Genomic DNA, 18,831 nt, shown 5'->3' with positions numbered 1-18,831 from the left:
CGGCTTGTGATCACATTCACGCGTGCCCCCCTTGCCCGTTCCCGGGGCCGGGTTTACTGTTCTCGATATATCGAGCCGATACATCGAAGCGGAATACCGCCGGATGCAGCGGCCGGACGAAGGCCGACAGGGAGGAGGACGACGGCAGTGGGCAGGCGCTCAGGAGTGCTGGAGTTCGCCGTTCTCGGCCTGCTCCACGACGCCCCGATGCACGGCTACGAGCTGCGCAAACGGCTCAACATCCTGCTCGGCACGTTCCGGGCACTGTCCTACGGAACGCTCTACCCGTGCCTGAAGAGCCTGGTCGCCCAGGGCTTCCTGGTCGAGGACAACCCGGACGTCGAGTACGTCCCGGCCACCGCGCTCAACGGCAAGCGGTCCAAGATCGTCTACCGGCTCTCCGCCGAGGGGAAGCAGCGCTTCGAGGAGCTGCTCGCCGACTCCGGCCCCGACGCCTGGGAGGACGAACACTTCGGCGTCCACTTCGCGTTCTTCGGTCAGACCGACCGGGCCGTCCGGATGCGCGTCCTGGAGGGGCGCCGCAGCCGGCTGGAGGAGCGCCTGGAGCGGATGCGCAACTCGCTGGCCCGCGCCCGCGAACGGTTCGACGACTACACCGTCGAGCTCCAGCGGCACGGACTGGAATCCGTGGAGCGCGAGGTCCGCTGGCTCAACGAGCTGATCGAGACCGAGCGGTCCAACCGCACCGGCCGGACCGGGCCCACCACCACCGGTGCCCCCGCCGGGAACCCCGGCACCACCGCCGTACCCCACAAGACTTCGGACGGCCGTGGCCAGGAGACCGGGTCCTCGGACCCGTCCGGGCCACCGTACGACCGCCCGGGGCGCTCCGCCGAGGAGCGCTGACACCGCGCCAGCCCTGTGCCGCGCGGCAGGAGTGGGCGCCTCGCGCCCCGCAAACAGTCATCGAAGAAGCAGGACGAGTGCCGCCGACCCCGGCGGTCCTCATGAGATCACAGGGAGCAACCGGAAATGGGTTCGGTTCGCGTAGCCATCGTGGGCGTGGGCAACTGCGCCGCGTCGCTGGTGCAGGGTGTCGAGTACTACAAGGACGCCGACCCGGCCGGCAAGGTCCCCGGGCTGATGCACGTCCAGTTCGGTGAGTACCACGTCCGTGACGTGGAGTTCGTCGCCGCCTTCGACGTCGACGCCAAGAAGGTCGGCTTCGACCTGGCCGACGCCATCGGCAACAGCGAGAACAACACCATCAAGATCTGCGACGTGCCGCCGACCGGCGTCACCGTGCAGCGCGGCCACACCCTCGACGGCCTGGGCAAGTACTACCTGGAGACCATCGAGGAGTCGGACGAGGCCCCGGTCGACGTCGTCCAGGTCCTCAAGGACCAGCAGGTCGACGTCCTGGTCTGCTACCTGCCGGTGGGATCCGAGAACGCCGCCAAGTTCTACGCCCAGTGCGCCATCGACGCCAAGGTCGCCTTCGTGAACGCCCTGCCGGTGTTCATCGCGGGCACCAAGGAGTGGGCGGACAAGTTCACCGAGGCCGGCGTGCCGATCGTCGGTGACGACATCAAGTCCCAGGTCGGCGCCACCATCACGCACCGCGTGATGGCCAAGCTGTTCGAGGACCGCGGTGTCATCCTCGAGCGCACCATGCAGCTGAACGTCGGCGGCAACATGGACTTCAAGAACATGCTCGAGCGCGAGCGCCTGGAGTCCAAGAAGATCTCCAAGACCCAGGCCGTCACCTCGCAGATCCGCGACCGCGAGCTGGGCGCCAAGAACGTCCACATCGGCCCCTCGGACTACGTGGCCTGGCTGGACGACCGCAAGTGGGCCTACGTCCGCCTGGAGGGTCGTGCGTTCGGCGACGTCCCGCTGAACCTGGAGTACAAGCTGGAGGTCTGGGACTCCCCGAACTCCGCCGGTGTCATCATCGACGCCGTGCGCGCCGCGAAGATCGCCAAGGACCGCGGCATCGGTGGCCCGATCCTGTCGGCCTCCTCGTACTTCATGAAGTCCCCGCCGGTCCAGTACTTCGACGACGAGGCCAAGGAGAACGTCGAGAAGTTCATCCGCGGTGAGGTCGAGCGCTGAGCGCTGAGCGGCTGACTCGCTGCTAGCTCTCCGGAAGGGCCCACGATCGCCTGATCGTGGGCCCTTCACCATTTCGCAGCCAATGTTTCACGTGAAACGTCGGCCGGTTCCATGGCACCCTGGGCACGTGGCGATCACCGAGAACGGCAGCACCCACCAGTCCGCGCACCGCGCCACGCTCGTCGATCTGCTCCGGGGCCGCGACTTCCGGCGGCTGCTGACCGCCCGGGTGCTCTCCCAACTCTCGGACGGCGTCTTCCAGGTCTCGCTCGCCGCGTACGTGGTCTTCTCCCCCGAGAAGCAGTCGTCCCCCGCCGACATCGCCTCGGTGCTGGCCGTGATGCTGCTGCCGTTCTCGGTGATCGGCCCGTTCGCCGGGGTCCTGCTGGACCGCTGGCGCCGCCGGCAGGTGCTGTACGTCGGCAACCTGGCCCGCTTCGGGCTGGGCCTGGGCACCGGCGCGCTGCTCCTGGCCGAGGCGCCGACCTGGCTGTTCTTCGCCTCGGCCCTGCTGGTCACCGCGCTCAACCGGTTCATCCTGGCCGGTCTGTCCGCCGCGCTGCCCCGGGTGGTGGAGCAGGACCAACTGGTCACCGCCAACGCGCTCTCCCCCACCCTCGGGACGGTCGCCGCCGCCTTGGGCGGGGGCATCGGCTTCCTGCTGCACCAGGTGATGGCGCCCGGGCCCACGGCGGACGCCGCGCTGGTCACGGTCGCCTCGCTGCTCTACCTGTCGGCCGCGCTGGCCGCCCGGCGGATGGACCGCGACCTGCTCGGCCCGGACCAGCACGCCGACCGCCCGTCGCTCGGCCAGGCCCTGGTGCGGGCCGCGGTCGAACTGGGCGCCGCGGTGCGCCACCTGGTGCGGGACTGCCGGCCCGCCGTGCACGCGCTGGCCGCCGTCACCGCGGCCCGGTTCTGCTACGGCGTGCTGATCGTGGTCGTGGTGATGCTCGCCCGCTACACCTTCAACGACCCGGCCGACAGCGCGGCCGGTCTGGTCACCCTCGGCCAGGCGGTCGGCCTCTCCGCCGCCGGGTTCTTCGTCGCCGCGGTGGTCAGCCCCTGGTGCACCCGCCGGCTCGGTCTGACCGGCTGGATGACGGTCTGCCTGGTCGCCCCGGTGGTCTTCGTCCCGGCGCTCGGGCTGGGCTTCACCCTGGTGCCCTGTCTGATCGCCGCCCTGCTGCTCGGGGTGGTCACCCAGGGCACCAAGATCTGCGCCGACACCGTGGTGCAGGAGTCGGTCGAGGACGAGTTCCGCGGCCGGGTCTTCGCCATCTACGACGTGCTGTTCAACGTCGCCTTCGTCGCCGCCGCCCTGGTCACCGCGCTGGTGCTGCCGCTGTCCGGACGCTCGGTCACGGTGGTCGTCGGGGTCTCCGCCGTGTACGCCCTCACCGCCGTCCTCTACCTGCGCGCCGCCCGCCGCCGCCCACTGCCCTGACCAGCACTCCCGGAATCCCCGGGACTCGGGACGGATGGCGTCCGACCGACTCGCTAAGGTGTCAGACCTGTCGAAGCGACAGCACTCTGTCTCGGGGGACGAACTGATGAGCACACCGCCCAACCCGTACGGGCCGCCAGGCGCACCGCCGTACGGTGCGCCCGTCCCCCCGCCGACCGCACCGTACGGACCCCCGCCGGCCGCGCCCTACGGGCCTCCCCCCGCCTACGGGCAGCCCACGCCGCCGGCCCCGCCGGGCTACGGGCCGCCGCCGTCGTACGGGCAACAGCCGTACGGACAGCCCCAGTACGGGCAGCAGCCGTACGGGCAGCAGCCGCCCGCCGGGCCGTACGGGTACCCGCAGCCCTCCGCTCCGGCACCGGCCGCGCCGACCGCACCGGGCGCACCCGCGAAGAAGCTCGGCACCAAGTCCAAGCTGAAGGCCGTCGGCCTGGTCGGCGGCGGCATGGCCCTGGTGGTCGGGTACTTCGTCGCCGGGCCGAGCGTCAGCAGCGCCAAGCCCGGCGACTGTGTGCGGGTGAGCGGCTCCCGTGATGTCGAGATCGTCAAGTGCACGGATTCCAAGGCGAATTACCGCGTCCTGTCGAAGTTCGAAGGCACCACCGACGTGAACCGCTGCAAGCAGACTCCGCAGACCACGAGCGCCGTCTCCGGCAAGAGCGGCCGCCGCTGGAACAAGAAGCGGTACGTGCTCTGCCTCGGTCCGATGACACCCGCCACCACCGGCGTCCCGCCGGTGAAGAAGTCCTGAACTCTTCCGCCACTCCTTCCCGGGGGACCACCTTGTCCGTTCCGCCTCCGCCCCAGATGCCGTACGGTCCGCCACCCGGCGACGGCAACCCGTACTCCTCCGGCGGCGCCTACGGCGCACCGCCCCCGCCGCCCGGCCAGCCCGGGTACGGCTACCCGAGCCCCCCGCCGCCGCCCGAGCAGCCCTACGGCTACCAGCAGCCCGCGCCCGGCTACGGCTACGGGTACCCGCCGCCGGCCCCCACGGACGGCCTGACCTGCCGGTTCTGCGGCGGCTACCCGGCGGTGCAGGCCACCGTCCGCGGCCACCAGGGCCTGCTCGTGGCCTACCGGATGCTGCGGATGTCCGGCCCGTTCTGCCGCACCTGCGGAACGGCCACCGTTCGCGACATGTCCGCCCGCACGCTGGTCCAGGGCTGGTGGAGCCTGGTGTCGTGGCTGCTGACCCCGATCACCCTGCTGCTGAACCTCGTCCCGCACAGCAAGTTCAAGCAGCTGCAGCCGCCCGTCCCGGGCACCCACGGCCCGCAGCTCGACCCGGGCGTCCCGCTGACCCGCCGCCCGCACATCGCGATGCTGCTGGTGCCGGTCTCGCTGGCGGTCACCGTCGTGCTGGCCGGCGCCGGGGTGCTCGGCCCGACGAAGAACGACGGCCCCTCCGACCCGATCACCGCGGCACCCTCGCCGTCGGCCTCCACCTTCACCTTCTCGCCCCCGCCGGCCTTCCCCTCGCCGACCTTCACGCTGCCGGTGGTGCCGAGCATCACCCTGCCGCCGGTCACCACCCCGAGCGACCCGGCCGACAGCGTCGACACCGCCAAGGCGGGCGACTGCCTGCGCAACGAGAACGGCACCGTCGGCGCGACCACGGACACCCACCCCAAGGTCTCGGTGCTGCCCTGCACGGACGCCAAGGCCCAGTACAAGGTGATCTACAAGTACCCGGCCACGTCCGACGAGAAGGTCTGCGAGCAGCAGCCGAAGGCGGACAGCTGGTACACCCGCACCTACACCAACCTCCCGGCCCTGAACTACGTGCTCTGCCTCAAGAAGCTCAAGTAGCCCGGCCCACGCGCGAGGGGTGGCCCCGGCCGAGTGCCGGGACCACCCCTCGCGTCGTCGTGGCCGGAGCCGGGGCCGCAGCCCGAACACGGGCCGGGATCAGCCCTGCTGCTGCTCCGCCCACCAGGCCCGCAGCGCCGTGACCGCCTCGTCGTGCTCCATCGGGCCGTGCTCCAGGCGGAGTTCGAGCATGTGCTTGTACGCCTTGCCGACCTGCGGGCCTGGCTTGAGGCCGAGCAGCTCCATGATCTGGTTGCCGTCCAGCGCCGGGCGGACGGCGTCCAGCTCCTCCTGCTCCTTCAGCTCGGCGATCCGCTTCTCCAGGCCGTCGTAGGTCCGCGAGAGGGTGGCCGCCTTCTTCCGGTTGCGGGTGGTGCAGTCGGAGCGGGTCAGCTTGTGCAGGCGCTCCAGCAGCGGCCCGGCGTCGGTGACGTAGCGGCGCACCGCGGAGTCGGTCCACTCGCCGCCGCCGTAGCCGTGGAAGCGCAGGTGCAGCTCGACCAGGCGCGAGACGTCCTCGATGAGCTCCTTGGAGTACTTGAGGTCGCGCATCCGCTTGCGGGTCATCTTGGCGCCGACCACCTCGTGGTGGTGGAAGGAGACCCGGCCGTCCGACTCGAAGCGGCGGGTGCGCGGTTTGCCGATGTCGTGCAGCAGCGCGGCCAGCCGCAGGGTGAGGTCCGGGCCGTCCTGCTCCAGGTCGACGGCCTGCTCCAGGACGGTCAGCGAGTGCTCGTAGACGTCCTTGTGCCGGTGGTGCTCGTCGCGCTCCAGCCGCAGCGCGGGCAGCTCGGGCAGCACGTGGTCGGCCAGGCCGGTGTCGACCAGCAGCCGCAGGCCCTTCACCGGGTGCTTGGCCAGCAGCAGCTTGTTGAGCTCGGCCTGGACGCGCTCGGCGGAGACGATGGTGATCCGCTCGGCCATCGCGGTCATTGCGGCGACCACCTCGGGCGCCGGGTCGAAGTCGAGCTGGGCGGCGAAACGGGCGGCCCGCATCATCCGCAGCGGGTCGTCGGAGAAGGACTCCTCGGGGGTGGCGGGGGTGCGCAGCACCCGGGCCTCCAGGTCGTCCAGGCCGTGGTGCGGGTCGACGAAGCCCCGGCCGGGCAGGTCGACGGCCATCGCGTTGACCGTGAAGTCCCGGCGGACGAGGTCCTGCTCGATGGTGTCGCCGTAGGTGACCTCGGGCTTGCGGGAGGTGCGGTCGTACGCCTCGGAGCGGTAGGTGGTGATCTCGATCAGGAAGGACCCCTCGGCGGTGTCCTTGCGGGCGCCGACGGTGCCGAAGGCGATGCCGACGTCCCAGACCGCGTCCGCCCAGCCCTTGACCAGCTTGAGGACCTGATGCGGGCGGGCGTCGGTGGTGAAGTCGAGGTCGTTGCCGAGCCGGCCGAGCAGCGCGTCCCGTACCGAGCCGCCGACCAGCGCGAGCCGGTGGCCGGCCGCCTCGAAGCGGCGGGCGATCTCGTCGGCGACCGGCGACACCCGCAGCAGCTCTTGCAGGCCCAGGGTCTGGGCCTCGCTCAGGCCTGGTACGACCTGGACGGCGGTGCTGGAACGGTCGGTGCGCGCGGTGGACTCATTGGCAGTGGACACGGCTCACAAGGGTACGTGCCCCGGCAGGTCAACCGCCCGCGCGTTTTGGGCGTCTCACCCCACAGCCCGCAACACTGCATCCCGGGCTGCATCGTTACCATGCCGGTGGACGAGTCTCGGGCACCGGACAGGGGATGCGGTGTCGCGTGCCGCCACGACCTGCGGGACCCCCGCGGCAGCGGTGCGGCGACGGCGTCGGGCGAAGAGTTCCAGAAGAGTTCCAAGCGTTTCAGAATTCCAAGGTTTCCAAGCGAAGAACGTCGGGCGCACCGCGCCGGGCGACCAGCATCAGCGGCAAGCGATCGAGAACGGCGAGGGCGAAGCGAGTGAGTGAGCCGACACGGCACTCGGGCCTGGGGGCGCACCGACAGCCTGGACGGGCCGAGAGCCCCGCCGGACGACGGCATCCCGTCCGTCGTGCCGGTCTGCGCCTCGCCGCCGCCTGCGCGGCCGCCCTGACCCTCCTCGCGGCCGCCCCGGCCGGTGCCCTGCCCACCGGTGGCGACGTCCATCCGGCCGCCGACTCCACCGGCTCCGCCGAGTTCCCGGTGGTCGTGACCATCGAGACGCTGGCCCCGCAGGTCGCCGCCCCGAACGGCACCGTGACGATCAGCGGGCACGTCACCAACGCCGGCAAGTCGGCGCTCAAGGGCGCCCACGCCGCCGTCCGCAAGCCGTACTCCGGTCGTCCGCTGGACCGGCGCAGCGACCTGGCCAACGTGGCCGGCCGCTCCACGCCGAGCGGCGTGGACGGCGTGGAGCTGGACAGCCCGCAGTACGCCCTGCCGGAGCTCAACCCGGGCCAGACGCTGCCGTACACGCTGAGCGTCGCGGTGAACGAGCTCGGAATGTCCGCGAGCGGCGTGTACGAGCTCGCGGTGGACGCCTGGGGCTCGACCGCGGACAACTCGCACGACCGGGCCCTGGGCATCGCCCGGACCTTCCTGCCGTTCAACCCCGGCGGTGCCGAGGCGCAGCCGACGAAGGTCGCCGCGCTCTGGCCGCTGACGCACGCGCCGGTGCTGGCCGCGCAGACCGTCGCCGACAACGACCAGTCCGTCCCGGTCCTGCGCGACGACAGCCTCGCCACCGAGTTCGCCCCCGGCGGGCGGCTGTACGAGCTGGTCGACACCGGCGCCAAGCTGAACGGGCTGACCTGGGTGATCGACCCGGACCTGCTGGACGCCGCGCTCGCGATGACCAAGCCGTACCGGGTGCAGAACCCGGGCACCGAGTCCGCGGGCAAGCCGGCCAGGGAGGACAACACCGTCCTGGTCAACGGCTCGGCCGCCGCCACCGCCTGGCTGGACAAGCTGCGGGCCGCCGTCGCCAAGCCGGGCAGCGAGGTGGTCTCGCTGCCGTACGCCGACCCGGACCTCGCCTCGATCGCGCACAACGGCGCCGACCTGACCGCGGTGACCACCGCGCTGGGCAAGGCGGCCACGGCCGGGCGGCTGACCGTCGAGGGCCGGCTCTCCGTGGACACCCGCTCCGACGTCGCCTGGCCCTACCAGGGCTTCGTCGACCAGCAGATCACCGGCCTCGCCCAGCAGGCGGGCAGCGGGCTGGTGCTGGTCAACGGGGCGAGCATGCCGGAGCCGGACTCGCTCACCTACACCCCCAACGCGGTGCGCCCGATCGGCAACGGGCAGAGCGCCGTGGTCGCCGACGAGACGGTCTCCGCGCTGTTCCACGGCGACCTCAGCACCCCCAAGGACCAGACCGAGGCGACCCAGCGCTTCCTCGCCGAGACCTTCGCGATCACCCACGAGCAGCCGCAGAACCAGCGCGGCCTGCTGGTCATGCCGCCGCGCGAGATGAGCGTCAACACCGCCAAGGTGCTGGCGACCGCCCTGCAGACGGCCTCCGACAAGTGGATCGCCCCGGTCAAGCTGGACACGGTGGCGCAGTCCGCGCCCGACCCGAAGGCCAACACCGACGTCCCGGCGGCCGCCGACTACCCGAACCAGGCGCGGGCCTCGGAGCTGCCGGCCTCCGACCTCACCAGCACCGCCGACATCCAGTTCGGCCTGGACACGCTGATGCGGGTGCTCACCCTGCCGCAGCGGGTGCGCGGCCCGTTCAGCGCCGCCATGGTCCGCTCGCTGTCCACCGAGTGGCGCACCCAGGCACCGGCCGGCGCCGCCTACCGCACCGGTGTCACCACGTACCTGAAGGAGCTGACCAAGGCCGTCCAGGTGCCGCCGAAGAAGGTGGTCACCCTGGCCGGCGACACCGGTCTGCTCCAGGTCAGCGTCCGCAACGACCTCACCCAGACGGTGACCAACCTGAAGCTGGTGCTCACCTCGACCCAGCCGAACAGGCTGCGGGTGGGCAAGGAGGAGGAGCTGGTCCTCCCGGCCTCGCAGAGCGCCACCCTCCGCTTCCAGGCCGAGGCGCACAACAACGGGCCGGTCAACATGACCGCCCAGCTGTGGACCACCGGCCCCAACCCGAGGCCGTACGGCGACGCCCAGCCGTTCACGGTGGAGGTCACCTCGGTGACCAACGGCGTGCTGTACGTCTTCGCGGGCGCCGGCCTACTGCTGCTGCTGGCCGCGCTGCGCTTCATGCGCCAGCGCAAGCGGCGGGGCGGGCAACCGCACGAGGACGGCGACCAGCCGGTCGGTGACGACCCGGTGACGGGCGGAGCCGCGGCGCGGGTGCCGACCGCGGACGAGGCCGACGGGACGGCCGGAGCTGGCGCGTCCGACGCCGCCACCAGGGCCGACGGGGACGCCCCGACGGGCGACGCCGCCGGTGACGGTCCTGCGCAGACACCGCGCGGCAGCAGCCCGGATGGCCGGGATAGGGCCGCCAGTGATGAGAAGGTTGGTCCTTGATACCGCCGACCCCCCGTAACCCCGGGCCGGCCTCCCCCCACGACAGCGAAGAGGTGACATGACCGGGCGCAGCGAGGAGCGGCCGCCGGGCCGCGGTGAGAGCCGGCCGGGCGCCGAGTCGCCGTCCGGCGACTGGTACGTGGCCGACACCTACGCCCAGGACCCGTACGCGGCCGACGCCTACGGGAACCAGCAGGACGGCCAGGACCCGTACGGTCTGCAGGCCGGTCGGCCGGCTGCCCCGCAGCCGCCGGCCGCCGCGTACGACGTGCCGCCGCAGCTGCCGCCGCAGGGTGGCGGCTACCCGACGCCGGTGCCTCCGGTCCCGTACCCGGCGGCGGAGCAGTTCTCGCCCCCGGTGCCGCCGGTGCAGTCCGGCTGGGACGCCCCGGCGCAGGGCGCCTGGCAGCAGGAGTCGGCCCCGGCTCCGGGCGGCGGCCACTGGGGCGGCACCGAGCAGCCCCGGCAGCAGTGGCAGCCCGGCCCGGCGCACTCCGCCTGGGACAGCGAGACCACCGAGTACGTCGGGGTGGACGCGCTGTTCGGCGGCCGTCCGGCGGAGGCCGCGGCCCCGCCGCCGCAACCCTTCCCGGCCCCGCACCCGGCCCAGCCGACGGCCGCCCAGGGCGCCCAGGGCGCCCCCGGCAGCGTGCCGCCCGGCGCGCCCGCGCCGTACCCGCCGATGGGCGGTTACCCGGCCCGGCCGCAGCACGCCGGTACGGACGGGCCGCGCCCCTTCGTGCCGCCGATCGAGTTCGACCCGCCGCTCTCCGAGGAGGAGGCCACCATGCAGGTGGCCGCCGTCGCGGTGCCCCCGGCGGTCGAACCGCTGGCCGACATCGTCGCCGAGGAGCAGGCCGCGCAGCAGCAGCCCGCGGCCGCGCCCGCCCCGGCGGCCGGTGGTGGCGGCGGCAAGGTCGCCAACCTGCTGAACTCCAGCGCGCTCATGGCGGCCGGCACACTGGTCTCCCGCGGCACCGGCTTCGTCCGGACCATGGTGATCACCGCGGCCATCGGCGTCGGCGTGATGGGTGACTCGTACAACGCGGCGAACACCCTGCCGACCCTGCTGTACATCCTGATCGGCGGCGGCGCGCTGAACGCGGTCTTCGTGCCGCAGCTGGTGCGCAGCATGAAGAACGACGACGACGGCGGGACCGCCTACGCCAACCGGCTGCTCACCCTGGTGATGGTCGGGCTCGGCGGCGTGGTGTTCCTGGCCGTGTTCGGCGCACCCGTGCTGGTCCAGCTGATCGCCCACCCGATGATGGCCACCCCGGAGCGCGCCGAGACCACGGTCGCGATGGCCCGCTACTGCCTGCCCACCATCTTCTTCATGGGCATCCACGTGGTGATGGGCCAGATCCTCAACGCCCGCGGCCGGTTCGGCGCGATGATGTGGACCCCGGTCCTCAACAACATCGTGGTGATCTTCACCTTCTCCGCGTACATCTGGGTCTACGGCGGCTTCGGCACCACCCACGTCACCCCCGAGTCCATCTCGCCCGAGGGCGTCCGGCTGCTCGGCCTGGGCACCCTGGTCGGCCTGGTCGTCCAGTCGCTGGCGATGATCCCGTACCTGCGGGCGGCCGACTTCCGCTTCCGGCCCCGCTTCGACTGGCGCGGCCACGGCCTGGGCAAGGCCGCCCGGCTGGCCAAGTGGACGTTCTTCTTCGTGCTCGCCAACCAGGCCGGCTACCTGGTGATCACCCAGCTGTCCACCAAGGCCGGTGACGCCGCCGCGGCGGCCGGCCACAACGGCGTCGGCCTGGCCGCGTTCTCCAACGCCCTGCTGATCTGGCAGCTCCCGCAGGCCGTGATCACCGTCTCGATCATGAGCGCGGTGCTCCCCCGGCTCTCCCGGGCGGCCGCCGACGAGGACGCCGGAGCCGTCCGCGACGACATCTCCTACGGCCTGCGCACCACGGCGGTGGCGGTCGTCCCGGGGGCGTTCCTGTTCCTCTCGCTCGGGCCGGTGATCGGCCGTTCGATCTACGCGGTCGGCGGCAACGAGACCGTCCTGACCGACGCCACCAACGTCGGCCTGATGCTCTCCGCCTTCGCCCTGGGCCTGATCCCGTACTCGGCCCAGTACGTGATGCTGCGCGGCTTCTACGCCTACGAGGACACCCGGACGCCGTTCTCGAACACCGTCTGGGTCGCGGTCTGCCAGGCCGGCTTCTCGGTGCTGTGCTGGCTGCTGCTGCCCGCCGAGTGGACGGTGGTCGGCATGGCCTTCGGCTACGGCCTCGCGTACGCCGTCGGGGTGACGGTGGCCGTGCCGAAGCTGAAGAAGAAGATCGGCGGACTGGACACCAAGCGGATCGGCAGGACCTACAGCCGGCTGGCCGCCGCCTGCGTCCCGGCCGCACTGGTCGGCCTCGGCGCCAGCCTCGGGGTCCAGCGGGTGCTCGGCGGTTGGCCGGGCAGCGTGGCCGCGCTGGTCGTGGCCGGCGGCCTGCAGCTGGGCGTCTTCGTGCTGATCGCGAAGCGCCTGCGGATCGAGGAACTGAACGCCATGCTGGGCATGGTCCGCGGCCGACTGGGCCGCTGACCGTCCGACGACCGGCCGGACGAGCGGGCGCCCTGACCGGGCGTCAACCGGAGCGCACGGCTCCTCCGCTCGTCCGGCCGAGTGCTGGGCCGCCGGCCCGCCCGGGTACGCCCGGCCGCGAGATGGCGACCCGGTGTCGGTTCTGCACCACATCTCTCCACCCGCACGCAACCGAGCGGACCCCTCAGCGGTCGTACCCGGTGGAGAAGAGTGGGCACAATTGTCCTGGAGCACAGGGCCGCCAACCCGCGGGCTCCAGCGACTCTCTCAGGCCGGGGCGACACAAGGGGAGGCAGGACCACGGTGGCTGATGGCACCAAGGCGGTCGTCGACACGTCAACAGCTGACGCGGCGGCGGACGAGGCCGCGCTGGCCGCGGCGGTCGACGGGCTCGCGGTCGCGAAGGACGCCCACGGGCGCGCCCGCGCGGACGCCGGCAGGAGCGCCTCCACCGCTGCCGCCGACTCCGAGGACGCCCGCGAGGACGGCGAGGACTCCGGCGACGGCCCCGACTCCGCCTCCAACTCTGACTCAGGCCCCAACTCCGACGCCGACTCCGCCTCCGACTCCCGCGAGGACGGCGCGCGGTCCGCCGGACCGGAGGCCTCCGTCTCCGAGGAGACCTCGGAGATCACCGCTCCGCTCTCGGTCCAGGAGATCCGCGCCGAACTGGGCGCCGACGCCCCCCGGAAGAGGCCGGCCCCCGCCCCCGAGCCCGCGCCCGCCAAGCGCCTCCCCACCGACCCGCAGCCCACCGTCGACCCGCGCGACACCGCCACGCTCCCGCGCACCCTCCCCGCGCCGCAGCGCCGCAGCGGCGACATGATCGGCCACCGGTACCGGCTGGAGGAGTGCATCTCCCAGACCGAGACCTTCAGCAGCTGGCGCGCCGTCGACGAGAAGCTGCGCCGGGCCGTCGGCGTCCACCTGATGGCCTCCGGCCACCAGCGGGCCCGCAAGGTGCTGGCCGCGGCCAAGTCCGCCGCCCTGCTCGGCGACCCGCGCTTCGTCCAGGTCCTGGACGCCGTCCAGGAGGGCGAGCTGGTCTACGTCGTCCGGGAGTGGCTGCCGCACTCCTCCGACCTGGCCAGGCTGCTCGCCAACGGCCCGATGGAGCCGCACGAGGCGTACCAGATGGTCCGCCAGGTCGCCGACGCCGTCGCGGCCGCCCACCGCCGCGGCCAGGCCCACCTGCGGCTCACCCCGCGCTGCGTGCTGCGCACCGACAGCGGTCAGTACCGGATCAACGGCATCGCGGTGGACGCCGCCCTGCGCGGGCTGTCCACCGAGGGGACGGCCGAGGACGCCCAGCGCGCCGACACCCGCGCGATCGGCGCCCTGCTGTTCGCCGCGCTCACCCACCGCTGGCCGTACCCGGAGGACCGCTACGACCTCCAGGGCCTGCCGAAGGGCCTTCAGAACGCCACTCCGGACCAGGTCCGCGCCGGGGTCCACAAGGGCCTGTCCGAGCTCGCCGCGCGGGCCCTGTTCGACCACCCGCCGCACCACGCCGAGCCGATCACCACCCCGGAGGAGCTGGTCCGGGCGATCGCGCAGATGCCCCGGATCCGCCAGCCCGAACCGGAGCTGCCCGCCTTCCCGACGCCGCCCCGGCACAACACCCACGCCCTGCCCACCGCGCCCAACCCCACCCGGGTGGCCGACACCACGGTCGCCCCGCTGCCGGCCTCCTCCCGCCCGACGGCCTCCCGGCGCACCCGCCGGCGGCTGCGCCGGGCGGTCAAGGCCACCGCCTGGACGGTCGCCCTGGGCGCGATCGGCGTCGCCTCCTGGCAGTTCGTCGACAACCTGCGCCACACCGGGGGCGCCGTCGCCTCCCCGCTGCCCTCGGTCAGCAGCAGCAGCACGCCGACCACGCACCCGCCGACGCACGCGCCGGTGCCGGTCGCCATCAAGGAGGCGCAGTCGTACAACCCCCTGGGTGACGGGCCGGAGGGCACCGAGTCCGTCGGCAAGTCCATCGACGGCGACCCGAACACCTCCTGGACCACCGGCTGGTACGTCGACCAGCTCGGCCCCAACCGGCCCTCCCTCAAGTCGGGCACCGGCCTGCTGATCGACCTCGGCTCGCCGCAGCTGGTCTCCTCGGTGAACGTCCAGTTCGCGGGCGGCGAGCAGGCCGCCGAGCTGCGGGTGCCCACCCCGGCCGCCGCCGCAAACCCGATGCAGGCCAGGCCCGAGGGTTTCACCGTCGTCGGGAAGAAGTCCGGGCCCAACGTCGAGTACACCCTCGACAACCCGGTCACCACGCGCTACCTCTTGATCTGGCTGACCAGCCTGACGAAGGATGCCGACGGCAGGTTCCGCGGCCACGTCGCCGAGGTGAAGGTCACCGGCTGACCCGCCGGTCACGGTGGACCGTCCGACGACGCGCGCGGACGACGAGTACCAAGGAGTGGCGGTGACGGACGGCGTGGACCGGGCGGACGACGACGCGACGCTGCTCGCCCGGCACGTCGCCGGTGACCAGGAGGCCTTCGGCCTGCTGGTGAACCGCCACCGTGACCGGCTCTGGGCGGTCGCCCTGCGCACCCTGGGCGACCGCGAGGAGGCCGCCGACGCCCTCCAGGACGCCCTGGTCTCCGCCTTCCGCGCCGCCGCCGGGTTCCAGGGCCGCTCGGCGGTCACCACCTGGCTGCACCGGATCGTGGTCAACGCCTGCCTGGACCGCGCCCGGCGCACCGCCACCCGCCGCACCACCCCGCTCGACGAGGACCCGCAGCGGCTCGACACCCTGGTCGGCGCCGCCGAGCCGGCCGACTCCCCGGTGGTCCGGGCCGAGCTGCACCGCGAGCTGACCACCGCGCTCGCCGCGCTGCCCGTCGAACAGCGGGCCGCCCTGGTCCTGGTCGACATGCAGGGCTACCCGGTCGCCGAGGCCGCCGAGCTGCTGGGCGTCGCGGTGGGCACCGTGAAGAGCCGCTGCGCGCGCGGCCGCGCCCGGCTGCTCCCGCTGGTCCGGCACCTGCGCGAGAACGACGGCGGGACGGGTGTTTCACGTGAAACAGCGGGCGCCCCCGGCTCGGCCCCGCCGCCGCGACCGGACGCCCCGGGGAACCCGAAGGGCCCCCGCACCGTCACAGGAACAGGCCCGAGCACCGGTCGGACGATTCTGGAAGGAGACGCGAGCACGCGATGACCGCCCATCTCTCCTCCCCCGACCACGCCGGGGACCACCCGCCGATCGAGCAGCTGGCCGACCTCGCCGAGGGGCTGGTCGACTCCCCCGACGCCGTCGAGACGCTGCGGCGGCACCTGGCCGGCTGCACCGAGTGCCGGGAGACGGTCGAGGCGCTCGCCGAGGTCCGGGAACTGCTGGGCGCCGTCGAGGCCCCTCCGATGCCCGCCGACGTCGCAGCCCGGCTGGACGCCGCACTCGCCGCGGCGGCCGAGGCCGAGGCCGGCGTCGAACGCGGAGCCGAGCGCGAGGCCGCCGACCGCCCGCAGGAGGCCCCCGCCGCCGCCCGCCGGGCCTCCGCCCCGGCCCCGGCCGTACGCCCCGCCGCGGGGCCTTCCGCGCCCTCCCGGCCCGCGGCCCGGCCCGGCGCCCCCACCGGCCCCGGCCGTGGCCGCCCGAGGCGCCGACGGATCGGCCTGCTGCTCGCCGCCGCCGCGCTGGCCGCCATCGGCCTCGGCGGAGCGCTGCTGCTGCACCCCGACGACCGCTCCGGTGGCACCGCGGTCACCGCGGGCGCCCCGGCGGGCACCGCAGCCGCCGAGCAGAGCGCCCGCACCCCGCACGCGGCCGGCCCCGGCACCGTGTACCAGGCTGACCGGCTCGCCACCCAGATCCAGCAGTTGCTGGCCCGCTCGGGGAGTGCCCCGGGGCTGCGGGCGACCGGGCCCGCCAAGTCCGACGCCGCCCTCCCGGCCGAGGGCGCCCGGCCGGAGCTCTCCTCCCCCGGTTCCCCCGCCACCACGCCGTCCACGTCTCCGCCCGCCTCCCCGTCCTGCCAGGGCCCCGCTTCCGGCATACCGCTGGCCACCGATCGGGGCAGCTACCAGGGCGCCCCGGTCGACGTCCTGGTCTACCCCGCCCCCGACCGGCCCGGCTTCGTCGAGGTCTACCTGCGCGCCGCCGACTGCGGGCCGGTCGTCCTGCAGGAGGTCGTTCCCAGCCGTTGACCGAAGGTTCCCATGCGATCCACGCCCAGCGCGGCACGCCGCTTCCGGAGTCCGGGCACCTGGTACTGATCCGCCTGGGAATGCGAGACACTGGGCAATCGTTGTCCCGGGCGGCGGAGCAGGACCGCCCTCCCCGCAGCTAACGCGGGTCGCGATGCGAACCAGGAGATGCAGTGAGCGACGTCCGTAACGTGATCATCATCGGTTCCGGCCCGGCCGGGTACACGGCCGCTCTCTACACGGCCCGGGCTTCCCTGAAGCCGCTGGTCTTCGAAGGCGCCGTCACCGCCGGCGGTGCCCTGATGAACACCACCGAGGTCGAGAACTTCCCCGGCTTCCGGGACGGCATCATGGGCCCCGAGCTGATGGACAACATGCGGGCCCAGGCCGAGCGCTTCGGCGCCGAGCTGATCCCGGACGACATCGTCGCGGTCGACCTCACCGGCGACATCAAGACCGTCACCGACTCCGAGGGCAACGTCCACAAGGCCCGTGCCGTGATCGTCACCACCGGTTCCCAGCACCGCAAGCTCGGCCTGCCGAACGAGGACAAGCTCTCCGGCCGCGGCGTCTCCTGGTGCGCGACCTGCGACGGCTTCTTCTTCCGCGACCAGGACATCGCGGTGGTCGGCGGCGGCGACACCGCCCTGGAGGAGGCGACCTTCCTCTCCCGCTTCGCCAGGAGCGTCACGATCATCCACCGCCGCGACACCCTGCGCGCCTCCAAGGCCATGCAGGAGCGCGCCTTCGCCGACCCGAAGATCCGCTTCGAGTGGGACAGCGCCGTCGAGGCGATCCACGGCGACCCGAAGCTGACCGGTGTCACCCTGCGCGACACCACCACCGGTGAGACCCGCGAGCTGGCCGTCACCGGCCTGTTCATCGCGATCGGCCACGACCCCCGCACCGAGCTGTTCAAGGGCCAGCTGGACCTCGACGCCGAGGGCTACCTCAAGGTCGAGGCCCCCTCGACCCGCACCAACATCCCGGGTGTCTTCGGCGCCGGCGACGTCGTGGACCACACCTACCGCCAGGCCATCACCGCCTCCGGCACCGGCTGCTCCTCCGCCCTGGACGCCGAGCGCTACCTCGCCGCGCTGGACGACCTGGAGGCCAAGGCCGCGGCCGTCGCGGTCTGACCCCAGGGCCACCGACCCACCCCCGCGGGGGTGTTTCACGTGAAACACCCCCGCCCCGGCCAGGCAGAAACAGAACGGGCCCGTCCGTTGTTCACCTGGCAGCAGCCCCCTCCGTCCTAACCCGAGGAGTTCCCGTGGCCGGCGCCACCACCACCGTCACCGACGCGTCCTTCCAGACCGACGTCCTGAAGAGCGACAAGCCCGTGCTGGTCGACTTCTGGGCCACCTGGTGCGGCCCGTGCCGCCAGGTCGCCCCGATCCTCGACGAGATCGCGGCCGAGCACGGCGACAAGCTCACCATCGCCAAGCTCGACGTGGACGCCAACCAGGCGACCGCCGCCCAGTACGGCGTCATCTCGATCCCGACCCTGATCGTCTACAAGGACGGCGAGCCGGTGAAGTCCATCACCGGTGCCCGTCCGAAGGCCGCGCTGCTGCGCGAGCTGGCCGACTTCATCTAGGTCGCCAGGACGTCGACCGTACGGCGGCGGGGCTCCCCAGGTGGGGACCCCCGCCGCCGTCGTTGTCCGGGGTCCGGGGTCCGGGGTCCGGCTAGAGCGGCCGCAGCGCGGGCTCCTTGCGCCCGCCGCCGAGCAGCCGCTCCAGTGCCCCCTCCACGTCCCCCCGCCAGGAGAGCGTGCTCCGCGCCTCCAGCCGAAGCCGCGGGTAGCGGTGGTGCGGCCGGACGGTCTTGAAGCCGACCGCGAGCAGGTGGTCGGCCGGCAGCACGCAGCTGGTCGGCGGCCGTCCGACCGAGCCGAAGGCCTCGATCGCCCGCACCCCGCGCCCGATCAGGTCCTTGGCCACGGTCTGCACCAGCACCCGGCCGAGCCCCTGGCGCTGGTAGCCCGGCAGCACCCGGCTGACCATCAGCTGAACGGCGTCCGGCGAGACCGGGCTGGTCGGGAAGGACTGCGAGCGGGGCACGTACGCGGGCGGCGCGTAGAGCACGAACCCGGCGGGCTGGTCGTCCACGTAGACGATCCGGCCGCAGGAACCCCACTCCAGCAGCACCGTGGAGATCCACCCCTCCTTCTCCAGCTCCGGCTTCCCGGACTCCACCGCCTCCTTGGCGCTGACCGGGTCCAGCTCCCAGAACACACAGGAGCGGCAGCCGTCCGGCAGGTCCCCGAGGTTGTCCAGCGTCAGCGGAGCGATCCGGCGTCCCATGCCCGCACCTCCTCCTCCACTCCACGG

Annotated in this window: 14 protein-coding genes; 12 read left to right on the top strand and 2 right to left on the bottom strand. The window is 73.0% G+C overall.

Going from position 1 to position 18,831, the window contains the following annotated elements:
• The first annotated feature begins 147 nt into the window (after positions 1–147).
• The 5 genes from OP86_RS19805 (at position 148) to OP86_RS33685 (ending at position 5,356) form a co-directional block, all read left to right on the top strand.
• A complete protein-coding gene (locus OP86_RS19805) occupies positions 148–867 on the top strand; it encodes a PadR family transcriptional regulator (RefSeq protein WP_030059648.1) in 720 nt (239 codons plus the stop codon).
• Between the two features lie 126 nt (positions 868–993).
• On the top strand, positions 994–2,076 hold the full coding sequence (locus OP86_RS19800; protein WP_030059649.1) for an inositol-3-phosphate synthase: 1,083 nt from the start codon (positions 994–996) through the stop codon (positions 2,074–2,076).
• A 127-nt stretch (positions 2,077–2,203) separates the two neighbouring features.
• Positions 2,204–3,523 (top strand): MFS transporter, encoded by a 1,320-nt coding sequence (locus OP86_RS19795; RefSeq protein ID WP_234435058.1) that lies wholly within the window; start codon positions 2,204–2,206, stop codon positions 3,521–3,523.
• 106 nt (positions 3,524–3,629) lie between these two features.
• Complete coding sequence (locus tag OP86_RS37505) at positions 3,630–4,295, top strand: LppU/SCO3897 family protein (RefSeq protein ID WP_030059651.1); 666 nt, start codon at positions 3,630–3,632, stop codon at positions 4,293–4,295.
• Between the two features lie 32 nt (positions 4,296–4,327).
• A complete protein-coding gene (locus OP86_RS33685; RefSeq protein ID WP_157849786.1) occupies positions 4,328–5,356 on the top strand; it encodes an LppU/SCO3897 family protein in 1,029 nt (342 codons plus the stop codon).
• 99 nt (positions 5,357–5,455) lie between these two features.
• Here OP86_RS33685 and OP86_RS19780 read toward each other — a convergent pair whose 3' ends face one another.
• On the bottom strand, positions 5,456–6,883 hold the full coding sequence (locus OP86_RS19780; protein ID WP_030259797.1) for a CCA tRNA nucleotidyltransferase: 1,428 nt from the start codon (positions 6,881–6,883) through the stop codon (positions 5,456–5,458).
• Between the two features lie 395 nt (positions 6,884–7,278).
• Between OP86_RS19780 and OP86_RS19775 the strand changes: the two genes are divergently transcribed.
• The 7 genes from OP86_RS19775 to trxA all read left to right on the top strand — a co-directional run bounded on the left by OP86_RS19775 (position 7,279) and on the right by trxA (position 18,095).
• Complete coding sequence (locus OP86_RS19775) at positions 7,279–9,795, top strand: DUF6049 family protein (RefSeq protein ID WP_051830296.1); 2,517 nt, start codon at positions 7,279–7,281, stop codon at positions 9,793–9,795.
• 58 nt (positions 9,796–9,853) lie between these two features.
• The gene (murJ, locus tag OP86_RS19770; RefSeq protein WP_051830295.1) at positions 9,854–12,349 is read left to right on the top strand and encodes a murein biosynthesis integral membrane protein MurJ; all 2,496 of its coding nucleotides are present in this window, start codon (positions 9,854–9,856) and stop codon (positions 12,347–12,349) included.
• A gap of 303 nt (positions 12,350–12,652) precedes the next feature.
• Entirely contained in the window at positions 12,653–14,710 is a 2,058-nt protein-coding gene (locus OP86_RS19765; RefSeq protein WP_051830294.1) for a protein kinase family protein, read from the top strand.
• A gap of 61 nt (positions 14,711–14,771) precedes the next feature.
• A complete protein-coding gene (gene sigM / locus OP86_RS19760) occupies positions 14,772–15,509 on the top strand; it encodes an RNA polymerase sigma factor SigM (RefSeq protein ID WP_030259785.1) in 738 nt (245 codons plus the stop codon).
• A complete protein-coding gene (locus tag OP86_RS33680; protein ID WP_051830293.1) occupies positions 15,506–16,495 on the top strand; it encodes an anti-sigma factor in 990 nt (329 codons plus the stop codon). The genes sigM and OP86_RS33680 overlap by 4 nt, the downstream gene beginning before the upstream one ends.
• A 173-nt stretch (positions 16,496–16,668) precedes the next feature.
• Positions 16,669–17,634, top strand: a complete 966-nt coding sequence (gene trxB / locus OP86_RS19750) for a thioredoxin-disulfide reductase (protein ID WP_030059662.1) — start codon at positions 16,669–16,671, stop codon at positions 17,632–17,634.
• A gap of 134 nt (positions 17,635–17,768) precedes the next feature.
• Complete coding sequence (gene trxA, locus OP86_RS19745; RefSeq protein WP_030059663.1) at positions 17,769–18,095, top strand: thioredoxin; 327 nt, start codon at positions 17,769–17,771, stop codon at positions 18,093–18,095.
• Between the two features lie 91 nt (positions 18,096–18,186).
• Here the strand turns inward: trxA and OP86_RS19740 are convergent, their stop codons facing one another.
• The gene (locus OP86_RS19740) at positions 18,187–18,804 is read right to left on the bottom strand and encodes a GNAT family N-acetyltransferase (RefSeq protein ID WP_030259782.1); all 618 of its coding nucleotides are present in this window, start codon (positions 18,802–18,804) and stop codon (positions 18,187–18,189) included.
• Between the last annotated feature and the right edge of the window lie 27 nt (positions 18,805–18,831).

Source organism: Streptomyces novaecaesareae (genome assembly GCF_000716875.1).
Taxonomy (GTDB): Bacteria; Actinomycetota; Actinomycetes; order Streptomycetales; family Streptomycetaceae; genus Kitasatospora; species Kitasatospora novaecaesareae.
The sequence above is the reverse complement of the archived record's forward strand: the minus strand, read 5'-3'. Positions and strand labels throughout refer to the sequence as shown.